The 23665-nt window shown below is 37.8% G+C and carries 22 protein-coding genes, 2 tRNA genes and 1 pseudogene; 11 read left to right on the top strand and 14 right to left on the bottom strand.

Annotated elements, in window-relative coordinates:
• Positions 1 to 131: 131 nt before the first annotated feature.
• The 3 genes and pseudogenes from ACT53H_RS19005 to ACT53H_RS18995 form a co-directional block, all read right to left on the bottom strand.
• Positions 132 to 1209: pseudogene (locus ACT53H_RS19005) on the bottom strand (DUF6670 family protein).
• 17 nt (positions 1210 to 1226) lie between these two features.
• The gene (pssA, locus tag ACT53H_RS19000) at positions 1227 to 2060 is read right to left on the bottom strand and encodes a CDP-diacylglycerol--serine O-phosphatidyltransferase (protein WP_004789558.1); all 834 of its coding nucleotides are present in this window, start codon (positions 2058 to 2060) and stop codon (positions 1227 to 1229) included.
• A gap of 41 nt (positions 2061 to 2101) precedes the next feature.
• The gene (locus ACT53H_RS18995) at positions 2102 to 2959 is read right to left on the bottom strand and encodes a 23S rRNA (adenine(2030)-N(6))-methyltransferase RlmJ (protein ID WP_004789560.1); all 858 of its coding nucleotides are present in this window, start codon (positions 2957 to 2959) and stop codon (positions 2102 to 2104) included.
• 117 nt (positions 2960 to 3076) lie between these two features.
• On the opposite strand from ACT53H_RS18995, the gene ACT53H_RS18990 reads away from it, so the two are divergent.
• Entirely contained in the window at positions 3077 to 3682 is a 606-nt protein-coding gene (locus ACT53H_RS18990; RefSeq protein WP_353158132.1) for a 2OG-Fe(II) oxygenase, read from the top strand.
• 67 nt (positions 3683 to 3749) lie between these two features.
• On the top strand, positions 3750 to 4277 hold the full coding sequence (locus tag ACT53H_RS18985) for a hypothetical protein (protein WP_004789562.1): 528 nt from the start codon (positions 3750 to 3752) through the stop codon (positions 4275 to 4277).
• Positions 4278 to 4340: 63 nt separating this feature from the next.
• On the opposite strand, the gene ACT53H_RS18980 is transcribed toward ACT53H_RS18985, so the two are convergent.
• The 4 genes from ACT53H_RS18980 to ACT53H_RS18965 form a co-directional block, all read right to left on the bottom strand.
• Positions 4341 to 4586: a DUF2789 family protein gene (locus ACT53H_RS18980; protein ID WP_002119522.1), complete on the bottom strand. Its 246-nt coding sequence runs from the start codon at positions 4584 to 4586 to the stop codon at positions 4341 to 4343.
• A 176-nt stretch (positions 4587 to 4762) separates the two neighbouring features.
• Positions 4763 to 5749, bottom strand: a complete 987-nt coding sequence (locus ACT53H_RS18975; RefSeq protein WP_003653591.1) for a malate dehydrogenase — start codon at positions 5747 to 5749, stop codon at positions 4763 to 4765.
• A 211-nt stretch (positions 5750 to 5960) separates the two neighbouring features.
• Positions 5961 to 6623 (bottom strand): ribonuclease T2 family protein, encoded by a 663-nt coding sequence (locus tag ACT53H_RS18970; RefSeq protein WP_440203267.1) that lies wholly within the window; start codon positions 6621 to 6623, stop codon positions 5961 to 5963.
• A 56-nt stretch (positions 6624 to 6679) separates the two neighbouring features.
• Positions 6680 to 8623: a lytic transglycosylase domain-containing protein gene (locus tag ACT53H_RS18965; protein WP_107882056.1), complete on the bottom strand. Its 1944-nt coding sequence runs from the start codon at positions 8621 to 8623 to the stop codon at positions 6680 to 6682.
• Positions 8624 to 8910: 287 nt separating this feature from the next.
• Here ACT53H_RS18965 and miaB point away from each other — a divergent pair, with 287 nt between their 5' ends.
• The 3 genes from miaB to ybeY are packed head-to-tail and all read left to right on the top strand — an operon-like array spanning position 8911 to position 11980.
• Entirely contained in the window at positions 8911 to 10362 is a 1452-nt protein-coding gene (gene miaB / locus ACT53H_RS18960) for a tRNA (N6-isopentenyl adenosine(37)-C2)-methylthiotransferase MiaB (protein ID WP_005301343.1), read from the top strand.
• Positions 10363 to 10399: 37 nt separating this feature from the next.
• Positions 10400 to 11488, top strand: coding sequence for a PhoH family protein (locus tag ACT53H_RS18955; RefSeq protein WP_004789570.1), 1089 nt, complete (start codon positions 10400 to 10402; stop codon positions 11486 to 11488).
• Positions 11489 to 11497: 9 nt separating this feature from the next.
• Positions 11498 to 11980, top strand: coding sequence for an rRNA maturation RNase YbeY (ybeY, locus tag ACT53H_RS18950; protein ID WP_004789571.1), 483 nt, complete (start codon positions 11498 to 11500; stop codon positions 11978 to 11980).
• A 101-nt stretch (positions 11981 to 12081) separates the two neighbouring features.
• Here ybeY and ACT53H_RS18945 read toward each other — a convergent pair whose 3' ends face one another.
• Positions 12082 to 12966 carry an energy transducer TonB gene (locus tag ACT53H_RS18945; protein ID WP_476009874.1) on the bottom strand — a complete coding sequence of 295 codons (885 nt, stop codon included), beginning with the start codon at positions 12964 to 12966 and terminating at the stop codon, positions 12082 to 12084.
• 232 nt (positions 12967 to 13198) lie between these two features.
• On the opposite strand from ACT53H_RS18945, the gene ACT53H_RS18940 reads away from it, so the two are divergent.
• From ACT53H_RS18940 to ACT53H_RS18930, 3 genes are all read left to right on the top strand, one after another.
• Entirely contained in the window at positions 13199 to 13870 is a 672-nt protein-coding gene (locus ACT53H_RS18940; protein ID WP_004789576.1) for a hypothetical protein, read from the top strand.
• Between the two features lie 158 nt (positions 13871 to 14028).
• Positions 14029 to 14742 (top strand): DUF3108 domain-containing protein, encoded by a 714-nt coding sequence (locus ACT53H_RS18935; protein WP_004789577.1) that lies wholly within the window; start codon positions 14029 to 14031, stop codon positions 14740 to 14742.
• Between the two features lie 71 nt (positions 14743 to 14813).
• Positions 14814 to 15389 (top strand): xanthine phosphoribosyltransferase, encoded by a 576-nt coding sequence (locus tag ACT53H_RS18930; protein WP_004789579.1) that lies wholly within the window; start codon positions 14814 to 14816, stop codon positions 15387 to 15389.
• Between the two features lie 47 nt (positions 15390 to 15436).
• On the opposite strand, the gene wrbA is transcribed toward ACT53H_RS18930, so the two are convergent.
• A complete protein-coding gene (gene wrbA, locus ACT53H_RS18925) occupies positions 15437 to 16045 on the bottom strand; it encodes an NAD(P)H:quinone oxidoreductase (protein WP_353158137.1) in 609 nt (202 codons plus the stop codon).
• A gap of 360 nt (positions 16046 to 16405) precedes the next feature.
• Between wrbA and ACT53H_RS18920 the strand changes: the two genes are divergently transcribed.
• Positions 16406 to 17653: a YihY family inner membrane protein gene (locus ACT53H_RS18920; protein WP_004789583.1), complete on the top strand. Its 1248-nt coding sequence runs from the start codon at positions 16406 to 16408 to the stop codon at positions 17651 to 17653.
• A 107-nt stretch (positions 17654 to 17760) separates the two neighbouring features.
• On the opposite strand, the gene ACT53H_RS18915 is transcribed toward ACT53H_RS18920, so the two are convergent.
• Positions 17761 to 18402: a fumarylacetoacetate hydrolase family protein gene (locus tag ACT53H_RS18915; RefSeq protein WP_174728809.1), complete on the bottom strand. Its 642-nt coding sequence runs from the start codon at positions 18400 to 18402 to the stop codon at positions 17761 to 17763.
• Between the two features lie 39 nt (positions 18403 to 18441).
• Entirely contained in the window at positions 18442 to 18939 is a 498-nt protein-coding gene (locus ACT53H_RS18910; protein WP_476009873.1) for a YcxB family protein, read from the bottom strand.
• A gap of 223 nt (positions 18940 to 19162) precedes the next feature.
• Here ACT53H_RS18910 and ACT53H_RS18905 point away from each other — a divergent pair, with 223 nt between their 5' ends.
• Positions 19163 to 19855 carry a nitroreductase family protein gene (locus ACT53H_RS18905; RefSeq protein WP_476009872.1) on the top strand — a complete coding sequence of 231 codons (693 nt, stop codon included), beginning with the start codon at positions 19163 to 19165 and terminating at the stop codon, positions 19853 to 19855.
• Between the two features lie 113 nt (positions 19856 to 19968).
• On the opposite strand, the gene ACT53H_RS18900 is transcribed toward ACT53H_RS18905, so the two are convergent.
• Positions 19969 to 20045 (bottom strand) — tRNA-Arg (locus tag ACT53H_RS18900).
• A gap of 580 nt (positions 20046 to 20625) precedes the next feature.
• On the opposite strand from ACT53H_RS18900, the gene ACT53H_RS18895 reads away from it, so the two are divergent.
• On the top strand, positions 20626 to 22815 hold the full coding sequence (locus ACT53H_RS18895; RefSeq protein ID WP_476009871.1) for a hypothetical protein: 2190 nt from the start codon (positions 20626 to 20628) through the stop codon (positions 22813 to 22815).
• 70 nt (positions 22816 to 22885) lie between these two features.
• Here the strand turns inward: ACT53H_RS18895 and ACT53H_RS18890 are convergent, their stop codons facing one another.
• Positions 22886 to 23479, bottom strand: a complete 594-nt coding sequence (locus ACT53H_RS18890) for an HAD-IB family hydrolase (RefSeq protein WP_440203263.1) — start codon at positions 23477 to 23479, stop codon at positions 22886 to 22888.
• Between the two features lie 106 nt (positions 23480 to 23585).
• Positions 23586 to 23662 (bottom strand) — tRNA-Arg (locus ACT53H_RS18885).
• Positions 23663 to 23665: the final 3 nt, after the last annotated feature.

Below are 23665 nucleotides of genomic sequence, written 5' to 3'. Positions count from 1 at the left end.
CAAGTAACTGTTTTTCAACAAGTTCTTATCTGCATCACCGCCGATGGATGTGCATTATAGACCATTAAAAACCTTTGACAACCCCTTTTTTAATATTAGTGCAACAACAGTTCGCTTTTTAATCAAAAACACTAAAAACAATCATTTTTTATATAAACATGGCTGTAAAAGCATCAATTTATCTAAAATTTTCTCGTCTTGATTCTTTTCCTGCCATCTAAGTGGGCGACAATCAATATATTCACAATATCCACCCTCACCTTGTAGACATTGTTCATTCCAACTTAATTGGTATTGAAAGCTTCCTACATATCCAGCAGCTAACCCAAACTTGTAGTCGCCCCGGCTTTGTGCATAAAGTTCAAAAATAATTTTTCCATTTTTCTTACACTGCCAAGAAAATTCTCTGGGTAAATACATCTCTTTACCGTTCGGTGTTCTAACTTTTGGATAAACGCGATGGATATGTAAGTTTACATCTTCAGTAAAGCTCTCAACAGGCTTCCCAAGTTCTTGAATATCTAATCTTGAACACAATATGATATTCCACTGATTTCTTATTTGTGAAAATGCAAGCTGAGTCGTTTCATTTAAATTAATAATTTGGCATGTGTAAAAACATAAAGATAAGAACGGTAAATGCAGGGCTCTTGCGTGTTTAAATCGTCCCAACCCTTCAACTTGATACTTTTGCCCTTTATAAAAAACTTCACCTTTACATAAACATAGTGTTGACCAATAGTCCGAAACACCCCACTGCAATGCAGAATTATTAGAGATATTTTCTGAAATATGAATAGTAAGATTACAACCCATTTCTAGGTCTAATCTCTGAAGATGGATCTTTGGGATTTTCCACTCAATCAAGTCTGTTTTATCAAACTTGTATTGTTCTGAGTCAAACTGGCACTGCCGCCGAATAGAATAAGTTTTTAAATGTCCCACACTATGTTGGCTATTACTTACAAGCACAGTTGCAGTATCAATTGCCGAAGTTGTAATGGTGTGAGCGTTATAACAAAGAGGAATTCGTGGCTGCCCAACTAGACTAATGTAATTAAAGTAACGCAGTGGAGCAGGTAAATTTGGAAGGATTAAGCCTTGATAAACTATTTTAAAAAAGCCGCGAGAAGGCTGATATACAACCCCCTCTTTAGCATTCAGGCCCAGCTGCTGTAATTGATTAATTTGACTTATCAACTTAGGCATACTGAACCTCTTCTATTTTATGTTTTTATTGTTTCGTTACTCTTGCGTGCAAATAGTGTCGTAACAAAACCAGAAAGAGCATAGAGAATTGAAACAGTCAAAATGCCCATTGGAATATTATAAGTGATTGCTGCAAAAATCAGTACTACTGGCAACATAACTACAAAGGGAACGCGCTTACGGTCCATTTGCTTGAAAGAGTAATATTTAATATTGGAAATCATGAGCAACCCCACAACAACCATAATCACAGCATTAATGGATTTAATCGCAATATCACGTAAATCAAAAATGAAAGGATAATCGCGAGCAACCCACACAAGGGAAATAATGATAATGGCAGCGAGTGGACTTGCAATCCCAATAAAATAGCGCTTATCAACAACACCAATTTGTACATTGAAACGTGCTAAACGGAAAGCTGCACATGCTGTATAAACAAAACAACATGCTAACCCAATACGGCCTAAATCATGCAAACTCCAGCTATACATCAGCATTGCCGGAGCCACACCAAAAGCTAATAAATCAGAAAGGGAATCATATTGCTCGCCAAAAGCACTTTGTGCACCAATCGCGCGAGCAACTCGACCATCTAGACCATCAAGAAGCGCTGCTATAAAAATGGCATAAATAGCTTGGGTAAAATCCCCATTCATACTTGCAATGATGGAATAGAAACCAGACAACAAAGCGGCTGTCGTAATTAAGTTAGGCCAAAGATAAATACCTCGGCGCTTCACTTTTTGTCCTTCCGGATTATCCTCTTCTTCAACCACTTCGAATGTAATCCCATCAAATGAATGTTCATTATGAGTTAAATCTTGCTCTGGTTTAGGCGCATTTGTCATTATTTTCTATTCCAAACATGTGCATTGATTTAAGTTAACTGTTACTCACCTACTAACCAGCGAACAGCAGCATGACCACCAGTTTCTTGCATGCGTAGATGCGGGAATAACCACTGTAGAGCCTGGTCAGCTTGTTCAGAGAACTGCCAAGGTGGGTTAATCACTAATAGACCACAACCATTCAAACCTACAGGTGTGTCATCTGGCCATACACAAATTTCGCAGACTAACTGACGGCGAATTCCTGTTTTAAACATTTTCTTTTCAAAACGTTCAATCATCGCTCGGTCTTTAATTGGATACCAAACTGCAAAAACGCCTGTTGGCCATTTCTTATGAGCTTGTTGTAACAGTTCAACTAATTGCGGAAAATCTTTACGCTCTAATTCATAAGGCGGATCAATCATGACCAAGCCACGTTTTTCTTTTGGCGGAATTACGCCAAGCAAACCTTCATAGGCATCACGTTCATGTAAACCTGCACGTTTATCATAAATATTGTGTCGCAATTGTTGAAAGACATCGCGTTGCATTTCAAAAATTGTTGCCTTATCAATTTCACGCATGCCTTGCAAAGCAAACCATGGTGAACCTGGATAACTACCTTTGCCTTCTTCAGAGCGTAGCTGTTCTACCAACTTCAAATATTGCTGGATTGCTTCAGGTGCCTGACGCTTTTCCATTTCAGATATTTGAACTAGACGGTGAATGCCTGTAAGAAACTCTCCAGACTTTTGTGCAGGCGCCAGAGATAAATCATATTTTCCTGCACCTCCATGCGTATCGATATAACGATAAGGTTTATCTTTAGCATTTAAACGGTTGAGAAGCTGTAGCAAAAGCACATGCTTCATAACATCTGCAAAGTTGCCCGCATGGAAATGGTGACGGTAATTCATGTTGACTTTAATTCCTCAATTCAACAAATAGTTTAACATGAAAAAAATATTCTTTCGTAAGGTTGTGATCATCTAAAATAGAGCGGCTTGATATTTTTACGATCTACTCGAGGTTATATGCTCTCTCACCCGCTTCCGGACTCATGGAATCTGGATCAAATTCTAGATGATTTAAATACGCATGGCTTTGCGATTATTAATCAAGCCTATTCGGATCAATATCGCGCTCAAGTCGCTAATGAGTGTAGCCATCATATTGATGAATTTAGAGAAGCTGGTATTCAAAACGGCGTGATGAGTAATATCCGTAGCGACCATATTCTCTGGATTAATGATCAACTTCCTATTGCTCAACAGCATATTGAGACCTTAACTTCTTTCTCACAAAATCTAAATCAAGCATTCTATTTAGGAATTAAAGAAGTGGAAGCTCATTTCGCCCGTTATGGTTTGGGTGAGTTTTATGCTTTACACCGAGACAATCCTCAGCAAAAAAATGATCGTATTATCTCAACCGTTTATTATTTACATCCAGAATGGCAAGAAGATTGGGGTGGTCAACTGCGACTGCAAGATAAAAATGAGAAGTGGCATATTGTTAATCCAGAGCCCAATCGACTTGTAATATTTCAAAGCAATTTATTACATGAAGTATTAACTTCAAAACAACAAAGACTCTCTATCACAGCTTGGCTTCGTAGCGGAAATTCGATTTGGGTTTAATGATTACTCTTTAAATTTGGTAAATGAACCCGATATAAAAGCTATTGATTAAAGAAGGTAATGGCGTATGTCTATTGAAAGTAAAACAATTGTGAACCGAATTGGTGAAACAGACCAACTTTATTTGACTGAAAATACGCCTGAACTTGCTTTGGAGCGTGCAGAGTTACGCATGCAACTTGTCGTATTAAGTCGTGTTCGCCAAGAACAACTTCATTTTTTACAAGAAGCGATTGTTTTGCTTGAACAAGCTCGTATGGAATATGAAGAAATGCCATTGAGCTTATATCTTAATTTGTCTCTACACTTGGCCAAAGCGTATATGCTTTATTTTGAACTAAATAAAGAAAAACGTTTTGCGTTGATTACTCAACAAATTTTGAAGCCATTAGCACATCATGAACATGCTGATATTTATTTCTTCTTGGCTTATGCGTCAGCCGCTCGACAAGAGTCGGCACTGACACGCCATTGGTTAACTAAATATCTATCAACAAGCACGTGTGATCTTGAATTGCTTCATGGCCAACCTGTATTTGACCTTGTGCGTCATGAGCCATGGTACAAGGATCAATTAAAAATAAAGACACATTAAACAGTTAATGTAATTAGGCCTGTTTTATATATTGAATATAAAACAGGCCTTTGTTTTATTGGTTTATTTTTTCACACTATCTTCATGTAGTTGTTCATTAAGTTCATCAATTACCACAATCCATTCATCATCTTTTTCCCAATGACTCTTTAAAAAATCACTTTGACCTTTTGACCAAAAAGAGGCTTCATGCAATTTCTGTTCAGCAGGCAATTGATGTGTTTTGATAAAGTTTTCGATGCTTGCTTCATCTGAATCTAAACCCAGCTGATCAAATAAAAGCTCTAAAGTAGGTTGCTGCTCAAACATTGTTATTCTCCTATAACTTGTTTTAAATCATCTATTAACTAATCTAACAATAAAACCTTTTTATATGCATGATAATGTTTATATTTTCTTGTTGTTTTTTGTGTTTTGTTTCAAATGATTAAATATAAAAAAGCACTCTAAAAAGAGTGCTTTTTTTAACTTATCAAAAAGATAAATTATTTCAACATGTCAGCAATTGCTGCACGTTCTTCTTCAAGCTCATTTAACGTAAAGTTAATACGTTCACGGCTGAATTCATCAATTTCTAAACCTTGAACGATTTTGTATTCACCGTTTTCAGTTGTTACAGGGAAACCAAACATAACGCCTTCTGGAATACCATAAGAACCGTCAGATGGAATACCCATAGTTACCCATTTGCCGTTTGTGCCAAGTGCCCAGTCGCGCATATGGTCAATTGCAGCGTTAGCAGCAGAAGCAGCAGAAGACAAACCACGTGCTTCGATAATCGCAGCACCACGTTTACCAACAGTTGGAAGGAACACATCTTTGTTCCATGCCGCATCGTTGATTTTGTCTTTTAAGCTTTCGCCATTTGCAGTTGCAAAACGGTAGTCAGCATACATTGTCGGAGAGTGGTTGCCCCAAACTGTTAAGTGTTCGATATCAGCAACAGCAACACCAGCTTTTTGAGCAACTTGAGTCAACGCACGGTTGTGGTCAAGACGCAACATAGCAGTAAAGTTTTTCGCTGGAAGGTCTGGAGCAGAGTTCATAGCGATGTAAGCGTTAGTGTTTGCAGGGTTACCTACAACTAATACTTTAACGTCACGACTAGCAACTTCGTTTAATGCTTGACCTTGACCGATGAAAATTTCACCGTTAACTTTTAACAAGTCAGCACGTTCCATACCAGGACCACGTGGACGAGAACCTACCAATAAAGCGTAGTCAGCATCTTTAAATGCAACTTTCGGATCATCAGTCCCGATCATGCCAGCCAATAAAGGGAAAGCACAGTCATCAAGTTCCATCATTACGCCTTTAAGCGCTTGTTGAGCTTTTTCAACTGGAACTTCAAGCAATTGTAAAATAACAGGTTGATCTTTACCTAACATTTCACCGCTTGCGATACGGAATAATAAGCTGTAACCAATTTGACCTGCAGCGCCAGTCACGGCAACACGAACGGGTTGCTTCATGTAATTGTCTCCAATGAGTGTCCTTAATCGGGCTAAATAGGAATTCCATCTAACCAAATCATCATAAACGGCAAAGATTGTACTCTAAAGATGTGGCAGATGCATGTAAAAGCGACTCATTTTCACCAAAAGTCTGATAGAAAATACAAATTAATCTTTACAAATAGATTCAATGTATGGTCAGCATTTTTTTACGAAATGATAATTACCTTTAGTAACTACCTTTAATCGTGATTTCACCAGGGCAATTCGATACCACATGATTTGCACATTGTTTATATTGGCCTTTTACCGTGTAACACACCTTCACTTCCGTTAAAACAACATCTGAACGTGATAGCTGACAAGTCAAACGAATACCATTTTGCGGCAAGCTCGGATTAAGACGAATAAATTGCTGTTTTAAGGCCGATTGTTGAATTTCAACATTTGTCGAACTGGTAAGGCTAGCTGGAATTTTTAAACGTTCAGCAAAGTTAATGACCGTCCGGAAATATTGACTTGCATTCATAGGAACGCATCCCCCTACACTTTTCCAAAGCTGTACACGCGCATTATTGTCAGGCATGACCCGAGCTACGACTTTGGCTTGCAATGGGGAAAGAGCGGCCGAACTTTCTGTTGAACAATCGGTCTGATTTGTTTCTGGCATAAGGCCCGTAATTGTCAATGAATATCCTTCAAGACATTTACGTTGTTTTTGTTTAGAGGGATCTAACGCACATGCGGCAGGTGTCATTTGTACGTGCATAACATATCCCTGTAAATTAACAGGTTCGGCATGCAAAACGGAACTCATCAATCCTACCCCTGCACAGATAAGCCACCATGCAAGTTGCAAAATTGAACGAAGTTCCAAATATCTATATTTCATTTAATTAAAACTTGAATATGCCAATTAAAAGAAGATCCATCATCAACCACCTAAACTTAAGGCGATGTACGCATTGGAATGACTTTCATACGTTGTGATAATGATTGAGCTCCTTGCCCCAATATCACACCATAATGTGTTGCATTCGTCATAACATGCTTGACATAGTCTCTGGTTTCTAACAATGGAATTGTCTCTGTATATTGGTCAGCCGAAATTGATTGAAAGTCCGGTTGCCAACGTCTTGCCCGATTAGGTCCAGCATTATAACCTGCCGTTGCCAAAACTGGATTATTGCTTAATTGTCCCTGAATCATCGACAAATAAAATGTACCATAACGAATATTGGTATTCATTTCATTTAATGCCGCTGGATTATAGGTTTCGCCCATTTGACGTGCAATCAACTTTGCCGTATCAGGCATAATTTGCATAAGTCCACCCGCTCCAACGTGAGAACGTGCGGAAGTAACAAATCGGCTTTCTTGTCGCATTAAACCATAAGCCCACGCTGGATCAATTCCTGCATTGTAACTATGACTTACGACATTAGTCTTATGGGGTGTCACATAGCGATACGTATCATTATGTTTATTTGTTGTACGATCTGCTGCGTAAATCGCACGGTCATACCATCCCATATCATGAGCACGCTTTGCAGCAGCTAACAACACACCATCATCATGTTGAAGATAAGCTTGTCGAACTGCCCAGTTCCATTCTCGATTGGTATAAGTTGGATTTGCATTAATACGTCTTAAAGTAAAAGCACGATTAAAGTGAACATTCTGATCTAAACGTCTTAAATCACTTGCTGTTGGCTGATCATCATAAGGCTGGTGATTATAACGTTCGCCCAAACGATCTTTAGCTAAAAGGTTGTGATAGTCATCGCCACTTTCAGCTAACTTCTTATAAATACGTTGCGCAGTATTTTTTGAATTACTGTCATTGCGCTGCTCTGTTGCACGAGCAAGCCAATATTGCCAGCGATCTTCTTGTTTTTGTGTCACGCTCATAGCATCAATAGCACGAATTAAACTTTCCCACGCACCAAATCGAATTGCCTGACGCGCATAAATTTCAGCTTCTTCAGGGCTTAGAGGATAACCGTAACTTGCATCAAAATATTGAAGAACTTCACGATTGAAATTATTTTTCATGACCGTGGTGCCACCAATATAAGCCACCGTTCTATATAAATACTTTTGTATATTCTCTGGTGTACCTTGAGCGACACGTTGTACGTTTGAAAAAGCATTAGGTAAGTCATTATTAGCCAAACGACCTAATGCAAAAATCAAATAAGCATAGTCTGTATCATTTGTTTTAGGCGCGCTCCACAAATAATTGAGTGGGTTAGCCTGAATTTGATTAAGCTGAGCCAAGGACAGATTCATACCTAAAGTCTGCGCCGTAGCAAGGGCCTGCCCTGTTAAACCAGAACGTAACTGCACCCAAAGGCGCTGTTGCTTATCTTGCTGACTCATTAATGGGCTAGATAACATCAAGCGTCCTAGACCCACACAAGATTCAGGTTGCGATTCGGTGGCTAACCATACATCTTTATATTCAGCAAAAACTAATGCATCACCGGTTTTGGCTCTCACCTGTGCCAATGCACAGTTTTCGGCCTGATCTGGATTGGTGACATAAGATAGTAAAGGTTGTGCAGATGCGAAGTCAGCTTGTTTAACTTTTTCTTCAACATAATCGGCTGCTAATTTCTCAGCCATTGCAGATTGAGGATAACGTTGAGCAAAACTTACAATCGAAGCTGAAGGTTGAAAGCCAAGATTGGTATTAAGTTTCCAATATTCTGGATAGTACCCCAATACATCATTTTGCATAGCAAGCTGATATTGGTCTAATAAAGCGGTATTGCCACTATTTGCAGCATTTAACGCATCATTGAACTGCTCTTCGGCAGCATAGGTAAATGAACAACCAAGTAAACACATAGCTCCTAACCAGCTACGATGCATATATTTATTTTTCATTACACGACTATGGATTGATGAGCTCTTTCTACTTGGTCTCATAAATGTGTTAAACCCTGACTATTCACCTTCAAAGCATAGTTTAATTAGTCTTCGTGCTTTCTTTTGTTGTGTTATGTAACTCTATGATTCAACATCATTAAAATTCACATAATTTACTTCAAAAAAACGGTGTCACGTTCTAAAGGTTTACTGTTATCGGTTCGGTCCAAATACTGCTATAATGAATGGTTTGACCCATTTTGGGCAAATTTATTCTTTTTTAGATCGATCTGTTAGGAGCCTGCATGACGGTTCAAACCTTCATTCCCAATGGTGCCAAAGCTGCCTCAGAAAACACTGTTACCCAGCCAACGCACACCACTGATGTTTCAATAAAAAAACTTTATATTGAAACTCAAGGGTGTCAGATGAATGAGTATGACAGTCACCGTATGGCAGACCTTTTAGGGGACTCTCACGGTTACATTTTAACGAGCAACCCTAATGAAGCAGACATTCTGCTCATGAATACGTGTTCTATCCGTGAAAAAGCACAGGAAAAAGTATTTAGTGAATTAGGGCGCTGGCGCAAACTAAAAGACAAAAATCCAGATCTTGTGATTGGTGTCGGTGGGTGTGTTGCCTCTCAAGAAGGCGACAATATTCAAAAACGTGCGCCTTATGTAGACATGATTTTTGGCCCTCAAACATTACACCGTTTACCACAAATGCTTGATCAACATAATGCTCAAGTAGAAAAACCTAAAAAAGACAAAATCAAACTCGTTGATATTTCTTTTCCAGATATTGAAAAGTTCGACTTTTTACCAGAACCACGCGTAGAAGGCTTTAAAGCATTTGTTTCTATTATGGAAGGCTGTTCTAAATACTGTTCTTTCTGTGTAGTTCCATATACACGCGGTGAAGAAGTTTCTCGACCTCTAGACGATGTACTTGCAGAAATTGCAGGCCTTGCTGAAAAAGGTGTGCGTGAAATTTCACTTCTTGGTCAAAATGTAAATGGTTATCGTGGTGAAACCTTCGAAGGTGGCATCTGTACTTTCCCTGAATTGTTACGACTCGTTGCAGAAATTCCGGGTATTGGACGCTTACGCTATACAACATCGCACCCACTTGAGTTCTCTGATGAGCTAATTCAGTGCTATGAAGATTTACCTCAAATGGTGTCACATTTACATTTGCCTGTTCAAAGTGGTTCGAATGACGTTTTACAGGCAATGAAGCGAAATCACACGATTGATGTTTATATCGATAAAATTGCGAAGCTACGTAAAATTCGTCCAGATATGCATTTATCAAGTGATTTTATTATTGGCTTCCCTGGTGAAACTGATGAAAATTTTGCAGAAACATTGCAATTTATCAAAGATTTAGACTTCGACCATTCTTATAGTTTTGTTTATTCGAAACGCCCAGGTACACCTGCATCAGACTTGCCAGACACCACACCTGAGCAAGTTAAAAAAGAGCGTTTAGCTCAAGTTCAGAAAGTCATTAAACAGTCTAGTATTGAAAAAACAGATGCCATGTTAGGTAAAATTGAACGTGTACTTATTGAAAAAGTATCTGATCAAGACCCTAATATTTTAATTGGTACTGCTGACAATACACGCCTAGTCACTTTCGTTGGTGATGCAACTTGGGTTGGTCGTTTTGCAGAGATCGAGATTACTGAAATTAAAACTTTAAATTTTGTTTACGGTGAGCTCTTGAATCTTGAACCTGACGTGGCGTAATGTAGAGGTATTCTAAAGTCTACTGAAAGGTTTTCTCTTGACTGCAGCGATTCGACGTACCGTAACATTTCCTGAAATTTCAATGGAACGTTTAAAGAGCATTCTAGGTGCCTATAATGGGCACCTGAAGCAAATTGAACAGCGTTTAGATGTCAAAATTACTCATCGTGGAGATGTTTTTCACATAGATGGTGAAATAGATGCTGTTGGGAGAGCCGAAGCATTATTGCAACGACTCTACGAAGAGTCTGAGGTATCCCAGCAAATCAGTGCTGATCTATTACACCTCCTCATTCAATCGTCACAAACTGAACGCAATTTCGAGTTGGTTGGTGACGAAATGGATGAACACGATGCGCCGCTTGATGTCTATTTCCAGACTCGAAAAGGCCGCATTAATCCACGTGGTGCCAATCAAAAACGTTATGTACAACGTATTTTACAAAGCGACATTTCTTTTGGTGTAGGCCCTGCTGGTACAGGTAAAACCTATTTAGCAGTTGCTGCCGCCGTAGACATGCTAGAACGTAACGAAATCCAGCGGATTTTACTTGTACGTCCTGCTGTGGAAGCTGGAGAAAAGCTGGGTTTCTTACCCGGTGATTTAACCCAGAAAATTGACCCCTATTTACGTCCTCTTTACGATGCACTTTACGAAATGCTTGGCTTTGAAAAAGTTGCTAAGTTAATCGAGCGTCAAGTAATTGAGGTTGCGCCTCTTGCATATATGCGTGGTCGTACACTTAACCATTCATTTGTCATTTTGGATGAAGCTCAAAACACAACACCAGAACAAATGAAAATGTTCTTGACCCGTTTAGGTTTTGGCTCTCGTGCAGTGATTACAGGTGACATTACTCAAGTAGACTTACCTCGAGGTCAACAATCTGGTTTGGCACACGCACTTCGCGTACTCGAAAATATTACAGAAATTCATATTACCCGTTTCCATTCCCGTGACGTTGTACGTCACCAACTGGTTCAAAAAATCGTTGAAGCGTATGAAGGATGGGATGGTGAACAACAGCGTCTTAATGCTGAAGCACGTGCTGAACGCAAAGCACGTCAAGAGGCATTAGTTGCTGAAAACGATACAGCAGCAGACTTGCAACATCAGGATGCTTAAGGATTTATTTTGAAAATCAGTTTAAGTTTACAACAAGACTTTCAATCACCTGAGTTAGAGCTCAAACGAGCTCAACTCAAAAAAATTATTGAGACAACTTTACGCCACGTTGGCTATAAAGAAGATTGCGAAATTGGCGTTGCTTGTGTCGATTTAGCAGAAAGCCAACAACTTAATCTGCAATATCGAGAAAAAGATAAACCAACTAATGTTTTATCATTTCCAAGTGATATTCCTGAAGAAGTTTTACCAATGCTTGATGCCTTACCTCTAGGTGATTTAGTTATTTGTATTCCAGTGGTATTACAAGAAGCATTAGAACAGAAAAAAACTGCCCAAAACCATTTTGCACATCTATTAGTACATGGTGTTTTACATTTGCTTGGTTATGATCATGAAACCAGTGATGAAGATGCAGAGGAAATGGAAGGGATTGAAGTCGAAATTCTAGCAAAGCTGAACATCGAAAATCCTTACCAAGAACAGATTTAATCATTATTGATTAGAAGAAAAACATAATCTGTCTTCAGATGGGATTTGTTCTAATTGATTATAATCAATGTGGATAAGCTAAGACTTATCCACATTTTTTATTAATGTACTTCAAATTCTGCTTGAGCCGGATCGAAACGCCACGTACGTACAATACGTAATTCAGAAATATCTTTCATATTGGTATCGAAATGCCCAAATGGTGCACCACGACGTACTGAAGACTTAGCTGCTTCATCTAATATTGAGTGTCCTGAGCTTTCAAGTAATCGAATTGCACGAATTCCGCCTTGAGCATTCAAAATCACCATTAAACGGACTTCGCCTCTTAGCTGTTGTTGTTTGGCTTCTTCTGGATAATAGCGATTACCATACAACTCTACTTTTTCACGGAACTTATCTAAATAAACAGCCGAAGCATCTTTCTTCGCTTGAATTCCATCTACAGTTTTGATTTTTTGTTGCCGACTGAAATCTTGTCTACGTTGTAAATATTGTGCTTCAAGACTCGCAACCATCGCAGCTTTTGCCTGAAATTGACTTTGTAATTGTTCTAGTTCTTTTTTTCTTTGACTCGCATCAGCTTGTTTTTGCCAACTCAAAACAGTCATTAAGACTTTTTCTTCAAATTTAAGCTCTCTTTGCTGCTGAACCTTTTGTAAACTTTCTAACTCTGCATTTCCAGTTGAAGCATCATTAGGCATCGGATTTGGAGTATCACTAGAGGTACGGTGGGCTTCACGAAATGTGCCCGAACCCTGCTGGTCCGCTTGTGCTAAAAAGTCTGACTGCTGAACTGGCTCATTGCTTGATCGAATTGAAATTGCAATTTCTTTAGTAGATTGCTCTGACGGGCTAGGCATGGCAAAGTGGATGAGCAACACAAAAACATGCAGTAAGATTGCCAATATTGTTGCAGCAATAAAGACTCGGTCTTGCCACCAATGGTAAAAAGGCTCTATAGATAGACTTCTTTTGTTCAACATAATCTTAAAAGCATATAAATGCCTTATCCCCACGGTTTAATACCGAATAAAATATAAACTGATATTCAAATCTGGATAAAAGTGTGATTCACTTCAAATATAGAGTTTTATCCATTTTCATTTTGTCAAAATGTATCAATTAAATTTGTTACACTGCAATATCAAAACTCGTTTTTTATCATAATAAAGATTGTGTTGGTTCTTAAGTAAATTATCTTCTGGAAGTTCTTTTATGCAAACGCTATTTTCCTCGTTAGTCAGACGCCTTAAAAAGGTCTACCAAAAAGCAGAAGCATTCATCGAAGAAGAAAGAGATTTTACGTTATCACAAACCTTTCTGAATGCGACTTTACAACGTTATGTTACCAATAATGTTGAATTTCTAGATGACCTTCACGCGGATCTTTATCATGACTGGTTAAGGTTATATGCAACCATGCATGTAAAAGGCCTAGAGACGACACTATCTGTTGATTTAAAACTGATTCAGATGGAATTTAATCAAGAACAACAGCTTTTAGTTTTTGAACAAATTAGTAATACACAAATTATTGAAGCGAAATATAAAAACTTTTGGCAGAAGATTGCCGTAAAAGCCGCTGTTTTTTACTACCATAAAATTTTGAAAAAAGATCCTTTAGGGATGATTCTGGAACGTTTTAATGTAGCAGAAGAACGTGATGAACTCATATTCCTTGATCTCAATCGCTGGTTTGGTAAAAAAGCCAGTATTATCGAGACATTAAGTAAAGTGCATGTAAATTACGCACGAGTTCGTGAGGCTGAGTTAGTCGTATTTGGAAATGTGAATTTAGCTGCGTTACTTTACCGTGATCAGGACGATGATTTTGAAGATGAATTAGAAGATTCTGAAATCACACCAATCCAGCAAAAAGATGTATAGCGCTGTGATGAATAAAAATGAATTAACTGCCAAAAAACACAAATAGATTACACATTTAGCATAAATCCTGATTTTTTCTCCATGATCAACAGGCATAATATGTTTAAGTTATAGATGCATCAGCACTGACTTTTCAGTCTGTACAAGGATATTTACTTATGGCAACAAAATTTCTGAAATCGTTTGGCATCGCAACAGGTATTTCAACAACTTTGCTTTTTGCAGGTTTCTCAAGCCATGCACTTGCCATGAGCCCATTTCAGGCAAATTATCAGTTCACTTATAATAATAAGGGTATGGGTTCAGCTACACGTACCTTAAGCCAGCAAGGTAATAATTGGACTTATAATTTCACAGCAAAAGCAGGTGGAATTGCTTCAGCAAGTGAAACAAGTAAATTTAGTTTTGCTAATGGTAAAATTGGATCTCAAAGTTTTAGCCGTACCAGCAAAATTTTGATTCATAACAACACCATGAATATTAACTTTAATCCAAACAGCAAAACTATTTCTACCAAGAAAGATGATAAAGCTCGTTCATTTGCTTGGCAGGCTGGTGTACTTGATGAGTTAAATGCAGAATTACAAGTGCGTGAAGATTTAAAAAATGGTTCACTTAAAACCTCATACCCTCTTGCCGATGCAAAAGAAGTTGAAAACCGTCGTTTTGTAAAACAAGGCAATGAGAAAATTAAAACTTCTTATGGCACATTCGATACCGTAAAAGTTGTTTTAGAACATGGTAAACCAGACCGTAATACTATTTTCTGGTTAGCACCTAAATTGGACTACTTACCAGTTAAAGTTAGCCATGTTGATGGTAAAACTTCTTATGGCCTGTTATTAACAAGTTATACAGGTAAAACGAATTAAAGCTTGCATTTTTTCGGATGCTTTTTAAAATACGCATTTGCTTTAAAAGCATCCGTCTAGAGGATTCTCCCGTGCACGCACTAGAACAGAAAATCTTAACAGAAGGTATCGTTCTATCTGATCAAGTCTTGAAAGTCGACGCTTTCTTAAACCACCAAATTGATCCTGTATTAATGCAGCAGATTGGTAAAGAATTTGCCGCTCGCTTTAAAGATGCAGGGATTACCAAGATTATTACCATTGAAGCATCAGGTATTGCACCTGCAATCATGGCAGGTTTGGAACTTGGTGTACCTGTAATTTTCGCTCGTAAATATCAGTCATTGACACTAAAAGATGACTTATATCGCTCTAAAGTATTTAGTTTTACTAAACAAACTGAAAGCACGATTGCGATTTCAAACAAACATCTTCATTCAACTGATAAAGCATTAGTTATTGATGACTTCTTGGCGAATGGCCAAGCAGCATTAGGACTAATTGATTTAATTCACCAAGCAAATGCAGAAGTTGTGGGGGTTGGTATTGTGATTGAAAAATCATTCCAACCGGGCCGTGATTTATTGCTTGAAAAAGGCTACCGAGTTGAGTCATTAGCACGTGTTCTTTCTCTTACAGATGGCAAAGTTACCTTTGTAAAAGAATAAATTGTGCAAAAGAAAAAGAGCGGATATCCGCTCTTTTTTTTAACTGTTTAAAGCGAAACTAAAAGCTTTTTAACAACCTCACCCAAACGTTTGCCCTGAGCTTCACACAAAATCTTTTCATCCTGACTTAAACTCTGGTCATGGCGGGGTCCGCTTACATGACTTGCCCCATATGGTGTTCCACCTGTTTTAGTATTGGATAAAGCTGGAATTGCATTTGGTAATCCCAAAATCATCATCCCGTGATGAAATAACGGCGGTAGCATCGTGAGTAAAGTACTCTCCTGCCCACCATGCATTGATCCAGAAGTGGTAAAAACACAAGCAGGTTTACTGTGTAATGCCCCATTTAGCCAGAGACTCGTCGTTTGATCCCAAAAATACTTCATTTCACTCGCCATATTGCCAAAGCGAGTTGGTGAACCTAAGGCCAAACCAGCACAATTTGCTAAATCATCTAAAGTACAATAAATGTCACCTTCTGCCGGAATACTTGGTTCGGCTTCGACGACTACTGGAGCTATATTCGGTACTGTACGAATTTTCACCGCCATGCCCGCAGATTCAACGCCATTGGCAATTAAATGAGCCATTTCTTTAGTAGAACCATATTTACTGTAATAAAGTACAAGAACGTAAGGTTGCATCGGTTTCATGAATTTTGTTAAAAAGAACACTATACGGTATTTTTTATTTTTTTGGCGAAGCCAATTTTATGAAATTCTAGAGGAGATTGATTGTTTAGCGTTAAAGGCAACACGAGCAAATTTCTCAAATTCGTTGAGTAAAAGGTTCACCAACTTTTGATGAAACTTATGATCACACAACAGAAAGCCAACTTTTTTGAAAAGATTATGGCTACAATTTTTTCTATAGCGCATAGTAAACTTACAGAACGACTTTAATTCTATAAGTTATTATTTTGCTTTAATCTACGATTTGAGTTCTTCAGCTCATACTTTGATAAGCTATTAATCGCCCAACATGATGATTAAAAAAATCGGGATAGACAACGCATGTTACAACGTTTTTTAAAGAAACTTCCTTTTTATAATAAAACCTGGTTTCAGTTCGTTTTATATGTATTTAAACGTTTTGAAGCTGATCGGTGCCGTGAACAAGCAGGTTCCCTCACCTATACAACACTATTCGCAGTTGTACCGATGTTAACGGTTTTTTTAGTTATTATTTCTTCAATTAAAGCGTTAGAACCAGCTAGACAACAGCTCCAACATTTAATCTATAGTAACTTTTTACCTAAAAGTACCATCGCATTTGATAAAGCTCTAAATGCTTTTACCGAAAAATCCAGTAATTTAACTGTAATTGGTGTGCTGTTTTTATTTGTCACAACAGTTCTAATGCTGACAACAATTGAAACTGCCTTTAATCGTATTTGGCGAGTAAAAGAAACCCGCAGTGGTATTGTAGGTTTTATGCGCTACTGGACCATTATTTCGCTTGGTCCCATTATCTTAGGTAGTGCCTTTGTTATTTCATCAACTGTTGCATCGATGAATTTATTAAGTAATAACTTTACAGGTTATCAACTTGATGGTGCCTTTCTACTTTGGCTCATTTCTTTTCTTCTTACTGTTTTGGGGTTCTTTATTTTATATTGGACTATTCCCAACCGCACAGTTCCGCTATTTTCAGCAGCAATTGCCGCATGTTTGAGTGCTGTATTGTTTGAAATACTCAAGAACTTATTTGGCTTTTTGATGTCAAACTTTACCAGTTATGAAATTATATACGGAGCATTTGCAGCAGTACCTATTTTTCTATTATGGGTTTTCTTGTCTTGGAATATTGTTTTACTTGGGGTCGAAGTGAGTTTTGCACTTACCGCTTTCCATTCAGGCAAAGAGCAAAAAAGACATCCTGTACTAATGTTACTCGATATTTTAGAACTATTTTATAAAAAGCAAAAAGTTGGTGAAAGTGTAAGTGACAAAGAGGCTTTAGAAATTTTAGGCCGTGGAGAGATTGGGCGCTGGCCTTCATATGTCCTTTTACTTGAAGAGCAAAATTTAGTTAAACGCACAGATAAAGATGAATATGTTCTTGCACGTAATTTGTCTCAAGTCGACTTTTGGACTTTCTTTACCGCTCTTCCATACCCATTACCTTTACGCCAAGATGTTCAAAATGTACATGATGACGATGAATGGATGGAAAAAATTGGTCCTGCCTTAATCGAGTCTAATGATTATTTAGCTGCAAAACTTTCAATTCCTCTTTCAACAATTTTTGAAGAGAAATAGAAAAAATAAAACTATTTATTAATATAAATATCTCCCACTTCTAGACAATAAAAAACCCTACTATTGAAAAATAATAGGGTTTTTTTATTGGAAAATTTAGGAATAGCTTATACTTTCACAAAAGTTTTCCATACAAAATCTTGCGTTGCACCTTTCAATGTCATTTTTAAGTGATCACCCGAGTGTAATGGCCCAACACCAGCAGGTGAACCTGTCATAATTACATCACCTGGTTCTAGTGAAAAGACCTGATTAATATCAGCTAATAGATCACCAATAGTAAACATTAATAATGCCGTATTACCATCTTGACGTAATTCATCATTAATATGGAAAGTGAATTTAGTTTCTTGCCAATCTGTAATTTCGCTCACATCTACCCAATCAGCTAATACACAAGCACCGTCAAAAGCTTTTGCACGTTCCCATGGATGACCTTTACTTTTTAGATCATTCTGTAAATCACGCATTGTTAAATCCAGACCTAATGTTACCGCACCAATTGCTTTTAATGCTTTTGCAGGATCTATTTCACCTTTTAAAGGTTGGTCAATGCGTAAAACTAATTCACACTCAAAATGACAACTGCCCCAAGCTGGATTCCAGGAAATACCGTCATTTAAACCAATCAAACTACTAGGTGGTTTAATAAATAATATAGGCTTGTCAGGCATAGCATTATTTAATTCTTTAACATGATCAGCATAGCTTCTGCCTACGCAAACGATTTTTGAAGGACGTGTATTCATGAGGCTTCCTTTGTTGTTGCGGCTAATAATTCCAATAATTTATTTCTTAAATGTATTTTCAAATATCGTTTGATCTGAAACCTGTGCAAATGCGCGCTTTGGCACAATAATTACAGTTTTATTTTTTAACTCAAGCATGTACGTCAGCTTACCTTTAGCAAAGGTTTGCACATCCGCATATTGCACTACTTGCTTACGTTCACTGGAATAAAGCTCAAAATAATCTTGATAAAGGTCGATTCCCTGCTCACTCTTTCCAAACTGGTAACGAACAAATTGACGTTTAAATAGCATCGGTAAAAGCCAATAACGCATCAACCCTTGCATCACCAGAAAAAACAAGCCTAATCCAACATAATATCGGCCAACCCCAGAGAAACCTAAATAAAAACCCCAAATAATAATTGCAATACTAATCGCAGGTGTTAGAAAACGGGTAAATTGTTTTTTCCCAAATGTTACTAACGAAAATCCATCTTGTGATTCTTCTAAATTCAAATAGTAACGTAAAGATAAAGCTGTTTTTTGCTCAGTCATCGCAATGCATCAATACTCAATAAATCGAAACTATTAGAGCATATTCATTTCAGCTTTAAAATGAATCAAAGGCTATTTTTTGTTTTGTTTAAAAGAAGCAGTTATAGTTAAGTTGCAAAATATTTTTCGTTGCATATATGGAACGTAGATTCATATTTTTTGAGCTTATTTCACTTTTTAAAATTTCTACAATAAGAGCATCACCTTCTTAGTGGAATGTCTCATGTCTTTTTTTGCAAAATTATTTGGCTTAAATCAAAAAGCAACAGTCTCAAAAGATGTGGTTACGTACACCACTCAAGAGACTAACCTTTCAAATGAACCAAGCTTTTTAGAATTAATTAAAAAACGTCGTTCAATTTATTCAATAGGAAAGAACTTAAAACAGTCCCCAACTGAAATTGAAAAATTAATTCAAGAGGCTGTAAAACATAGCCCATCTGCATTTAACTCCCAGTCTTCTCGCGTTGTGATTTTATTTGATCAGTCCCACCAAAATTTCTGGAATATTGTTTTGGATGTATTAAAAACGATTATTCCAGCAGAAGCCCTAGCTGGAACTGAACAGAAAATTCAAAGTTTTGCGGCAGGTACAGGTACAGTTTTATTTTTTGAAGACCAACATGTGATTAAAGGTCTACAAGAGCAATTTGAAGCATATGCAGATAATTTTCCAATCTGGTCTGAGCACTCAACAGCAATTGCACAATTTGCAGTATGGAACGTACTGGCTGAACAAAGTATTGGAGCTTCTTTGCAACACTACAATCCAATCATTGATGAGAAAATTAATGCTGCTTTTAATGTTCCTGCTCATTGGAAATTAAGAGCTCAATTGGTATTTGGTTCAATCGAAGGAGAAGCCGGAGAAAAAGCTTTTATTGAAGATGAAAATCGTTTTAAAACATTTGGTTAATTTTCTACTTTTAATTTTGTTCAAAGCTGGTTGCCACGGGCACTAGCTTTTAATAGAAATTACAAAAAATAGGCACAAAAAAACCGCTATATATAGCGGTTAATTCTTCAAGTTGGTGCGCTCAGAGAGATTCGAACTCCCGACCCCTTAGTTCGTAGCCAAGTGCTCTATCCAGCTGAGCTATGAGCGCGTACTTGATGTTGCGCATTATACGCATTTTTTAAGGCTTAGGAAGCCTTTTTTCATCTTTCTGTCATCAACCGTCTAGTTCTTAGCCACACTCCTCTTTTACATAAAATAGTAGCTAAAATTATTGAAGACTTTCTTACCTAAGATGTATTTGAAATATTTTTTTTCAAATAAGTTTTATAGACTTTTTGATGTATTTCGCCATATATCTAAAAGCTAAAGTCGACCATTTCACTCAACATTATAGAAATAATATATTTCTAGCTAAGCCTTAACATTATAGACTTCAGTAAAATTTATCTAATATACTGCTTTAAATAAGTGGAAATATAAGAAAAAATATAATTAATTAAAAAAATATTATATAAAAACCATTATTATTTTTACGTCTAAATGAAATGAATTATTCTTTCTTTAAATATTATTTAATATTAAAAAATGTGACCAAAAATACACATTGACAGCTTTTGATATCTAACCAATACTAAATTCCAATTATTGAGATATATATCTCATTAATTATGTAGCGCAATAAATAATACTTACTTAAAAATACATAATTATATAGGAAATAGACCAACATGTTTTTATTAAAAAATCTCGTATCTTCGATTTCAAAAGTTACTCAAGATTTGGGTAATGTTGTATCGGTAAATACCACGGTAAACACGGACTCCTCTGTTGATGCACACGTTTCAACATCAGGCTTACTTTCAAATGTTATTTCTACAGTAACGAATACTGTTACCCACACAACAACAGGCTTAGTTTCTGATGTGATTGGCACTGTAACCGGTACTGTCGGCTCTACAAACCCATTAGAAACAGTAACCAATGTTGTAGGTGGTGTGACTGGCGGAACTTCACCAATTTCCCCAGTCATTGATGTCGTTCAAGGTGGTATTGATATTCTTCAGGGTGTCGAAAGCCTAAAAACTGAAATTATCAACACTGGCATTGAAACTGTTGCTGGAACAATCATTGGAGTACTCCCACAAACTGAACATCCTGTTTCTGAAATTGCAGAACTTGGCACATTAACTTTTGAAACTTCTCGCGACACGGTAAATGGTGCTCTTGAAGTTGTTTCTGATTTAGTCGGTGGAGATATCTCAGGCGCAACTGCGTCAGCAACAGGTATTGTTGAAACACTTATCAATAATGGTACAACTGCTACAGGTATTGTCACTGGTGTGGTTGGAAGTGTTACAGATGTAGTTGGTGGCGTAACAGGCGGTGTTAGCGGCAACCCTCTTGAAGTTGTGACTGACATCATCGGTGGCGTAACAGGTGGTGTTGGCGGTAATCCTCTTGAAGTCGTAACCGACATCATCGGTGGCGTAACGGGTGGTATCGGTGGTGGCACATCACCAATTTCTCCAGTGATCGACGTAGTTCAAGGCGGTATCGATATTCTTCAAGGCGTTGAAAGCCTAAAAACTGAAATTATTAATACAGGTATCGACACTGTTGCCGACACAATCATTGGTATTCTCCCACAAACTGAACATCCTGTTTCTGAAATTGCAGACCTCGGCACATTAACTTTCGAAACTTCTCGTGACACGGTAAACGGTGCACTTGAAGTTGTTTCTGATTTAGTTGGTGGAGATATCCAAGGTGCAACTGAATCAGCAACTGGTATTCTGGGTACACTTATCAATAATGGTACAACTGCTGCTGGTATTATCACTGGTGTTGTAGGAAGTGTTACAGATGTAGTTGGTGGCGTAACAGGCGGTGTTAGCGGCAACCCTCTTGAAGTTGTGACTGACATCATCGGTGGCGTAACAGGTGGTGTTGGCGGTAATCCTCTTGAAGTTGTGACTGACATCATCGGTGGCGTAACAGGCGGTGTTGGTGGTAATCCTCTTGAAGTTGTGACTGACATCATCGGCGGTGTAACGGGCGGCGTTGCTGGTAATCCTCTTGAAGTTGTGACTGACATCATCGGCGGTGTAACGGGCGGTGCTACTGGTAACCCTCTTGAAGTCGTAACTGACATCATCGGCGGCGTAACAGGTGGTATTGGTGGTGGAACATCTCCGATCTCTCCAGTGATCGACGTAGTTCAAGGTGGTATCGATATTCTTCAAGGCGTTGAAAGCTTAAAAACTGAAATTATTAATACTGGTATTGATACCGTAGCGGATACGATTATCGGTATTCTTCCACAAGTAGAACATCCTGTTTCTGAAATTGCTGACCTCGGCACATTAACTTTCGAAACTTCTCGCGACACAGTTAATGGTGCTCTTGAAGTTGTATCTGACTTAGTGGGCGGTGATATTCAAGGCGCAACTGAATCAGCGACGGGCATTATCGGTACACTTATTACTAATGGCTCTACTGCAACTGGTTTATTAACAGAAATCCTTGGCGGTGTAACAGGCACTATTGGTGGGGTTACTGGTGGTGATAGCCCTCTTGGCGTAGTGACTGATCTTCTTGGAGGTTTAACTGGTAGTGTTAGCGGTGATAGTCCACTCGGTGTAGTGACTGACCTTCTAGGCGGTTTAACTGGTGGCGTTACAGGTGGCACAGAAAACCCTATTGGTATCGTAACGGATATCGTGGGTAGCTTAACTGGTGGGGTGACTGGTCAAGGTGGCTTAGATGTCATTTCTAATTTACTTGGTGGATTAACAAGTGGCAGCCTACTCGGTGGAGTAACGTCTACAGTAACTAGCGTAACAAATACAACGCATACTATCGTACCCCAGTCATTATTTACTGATAACTTCTTAGATAATTCTTTCCATACTGTTTAATATCATTAAAAGAAAGCCACTTTTATAAGTGGCTTTCTGATTTAATATAGTTTCAAATATTAATTTAATACTAATCAATCTCTTGCCATCTATAATACTTTTTATGTGCTAATTCCAACATTGCATAATCATTAGGAGTATCACCATAAGCATATATGGTCGGGTATTGGCTTAAATCATATTTATTTTTTATTCTATTTACTTTTTCCAAATAACCACAATCACCATCAATAAAATGACCAGTTAAAATACCATTATGTGTTTCAAGTTGGTTGCATATAACATCTAAACCTAAAGAATGACACCAACTTTCTAAATAAACGCCTAATGATGCAGATACAACAACAATTTGATCACCTTGTTGTTTATGCCAGAAAATACGCTCTAAAGCATTTTCACGAACACATGTAGGAAGTACCTTTTTAGCAAACTCTTGCCCCATATCTTTTAGGGAGTTCGCGTCATAACCTACATATCCTACTTGGCAGAGCTTAGTTCGAATAGTTTTATCCGTTACCCAACCAAGTTTATAGCCAGCTATATAGGGTGCAAGCCGAATACCACCGATGAGTTGTGTTTTGCTGTCTAATGAAAATTTAAGAAACAAGCTGAATGTGTCGTTATGAGTGATGGTGCCATCAAAATCAAATAAAGCTAGGTTCATTTATGATTATCTCTAATATAATTAAAAAGTTATAAATTTAGATTTATTAAAATTACTAAAAAATAAGCACAAAAAAACCGCTATAAAAGCGGTTAATTCTTCAAGTTGGTGCGCTCAGAGAGATTCGAACTCCCGACCCCTTAGTTCGTAGCCAAGTGCTCTATCCAGCTGAGCTATGAGCGCGTA

Source organism: Acinetobacter sp. DMC2, from assembly GCF_056314305.1.
The sequence above is the reverse complement of the archived record's forward strand: the minus strand, read 5'-3'. Positions and strand labels throughout refer to the sequence as shown.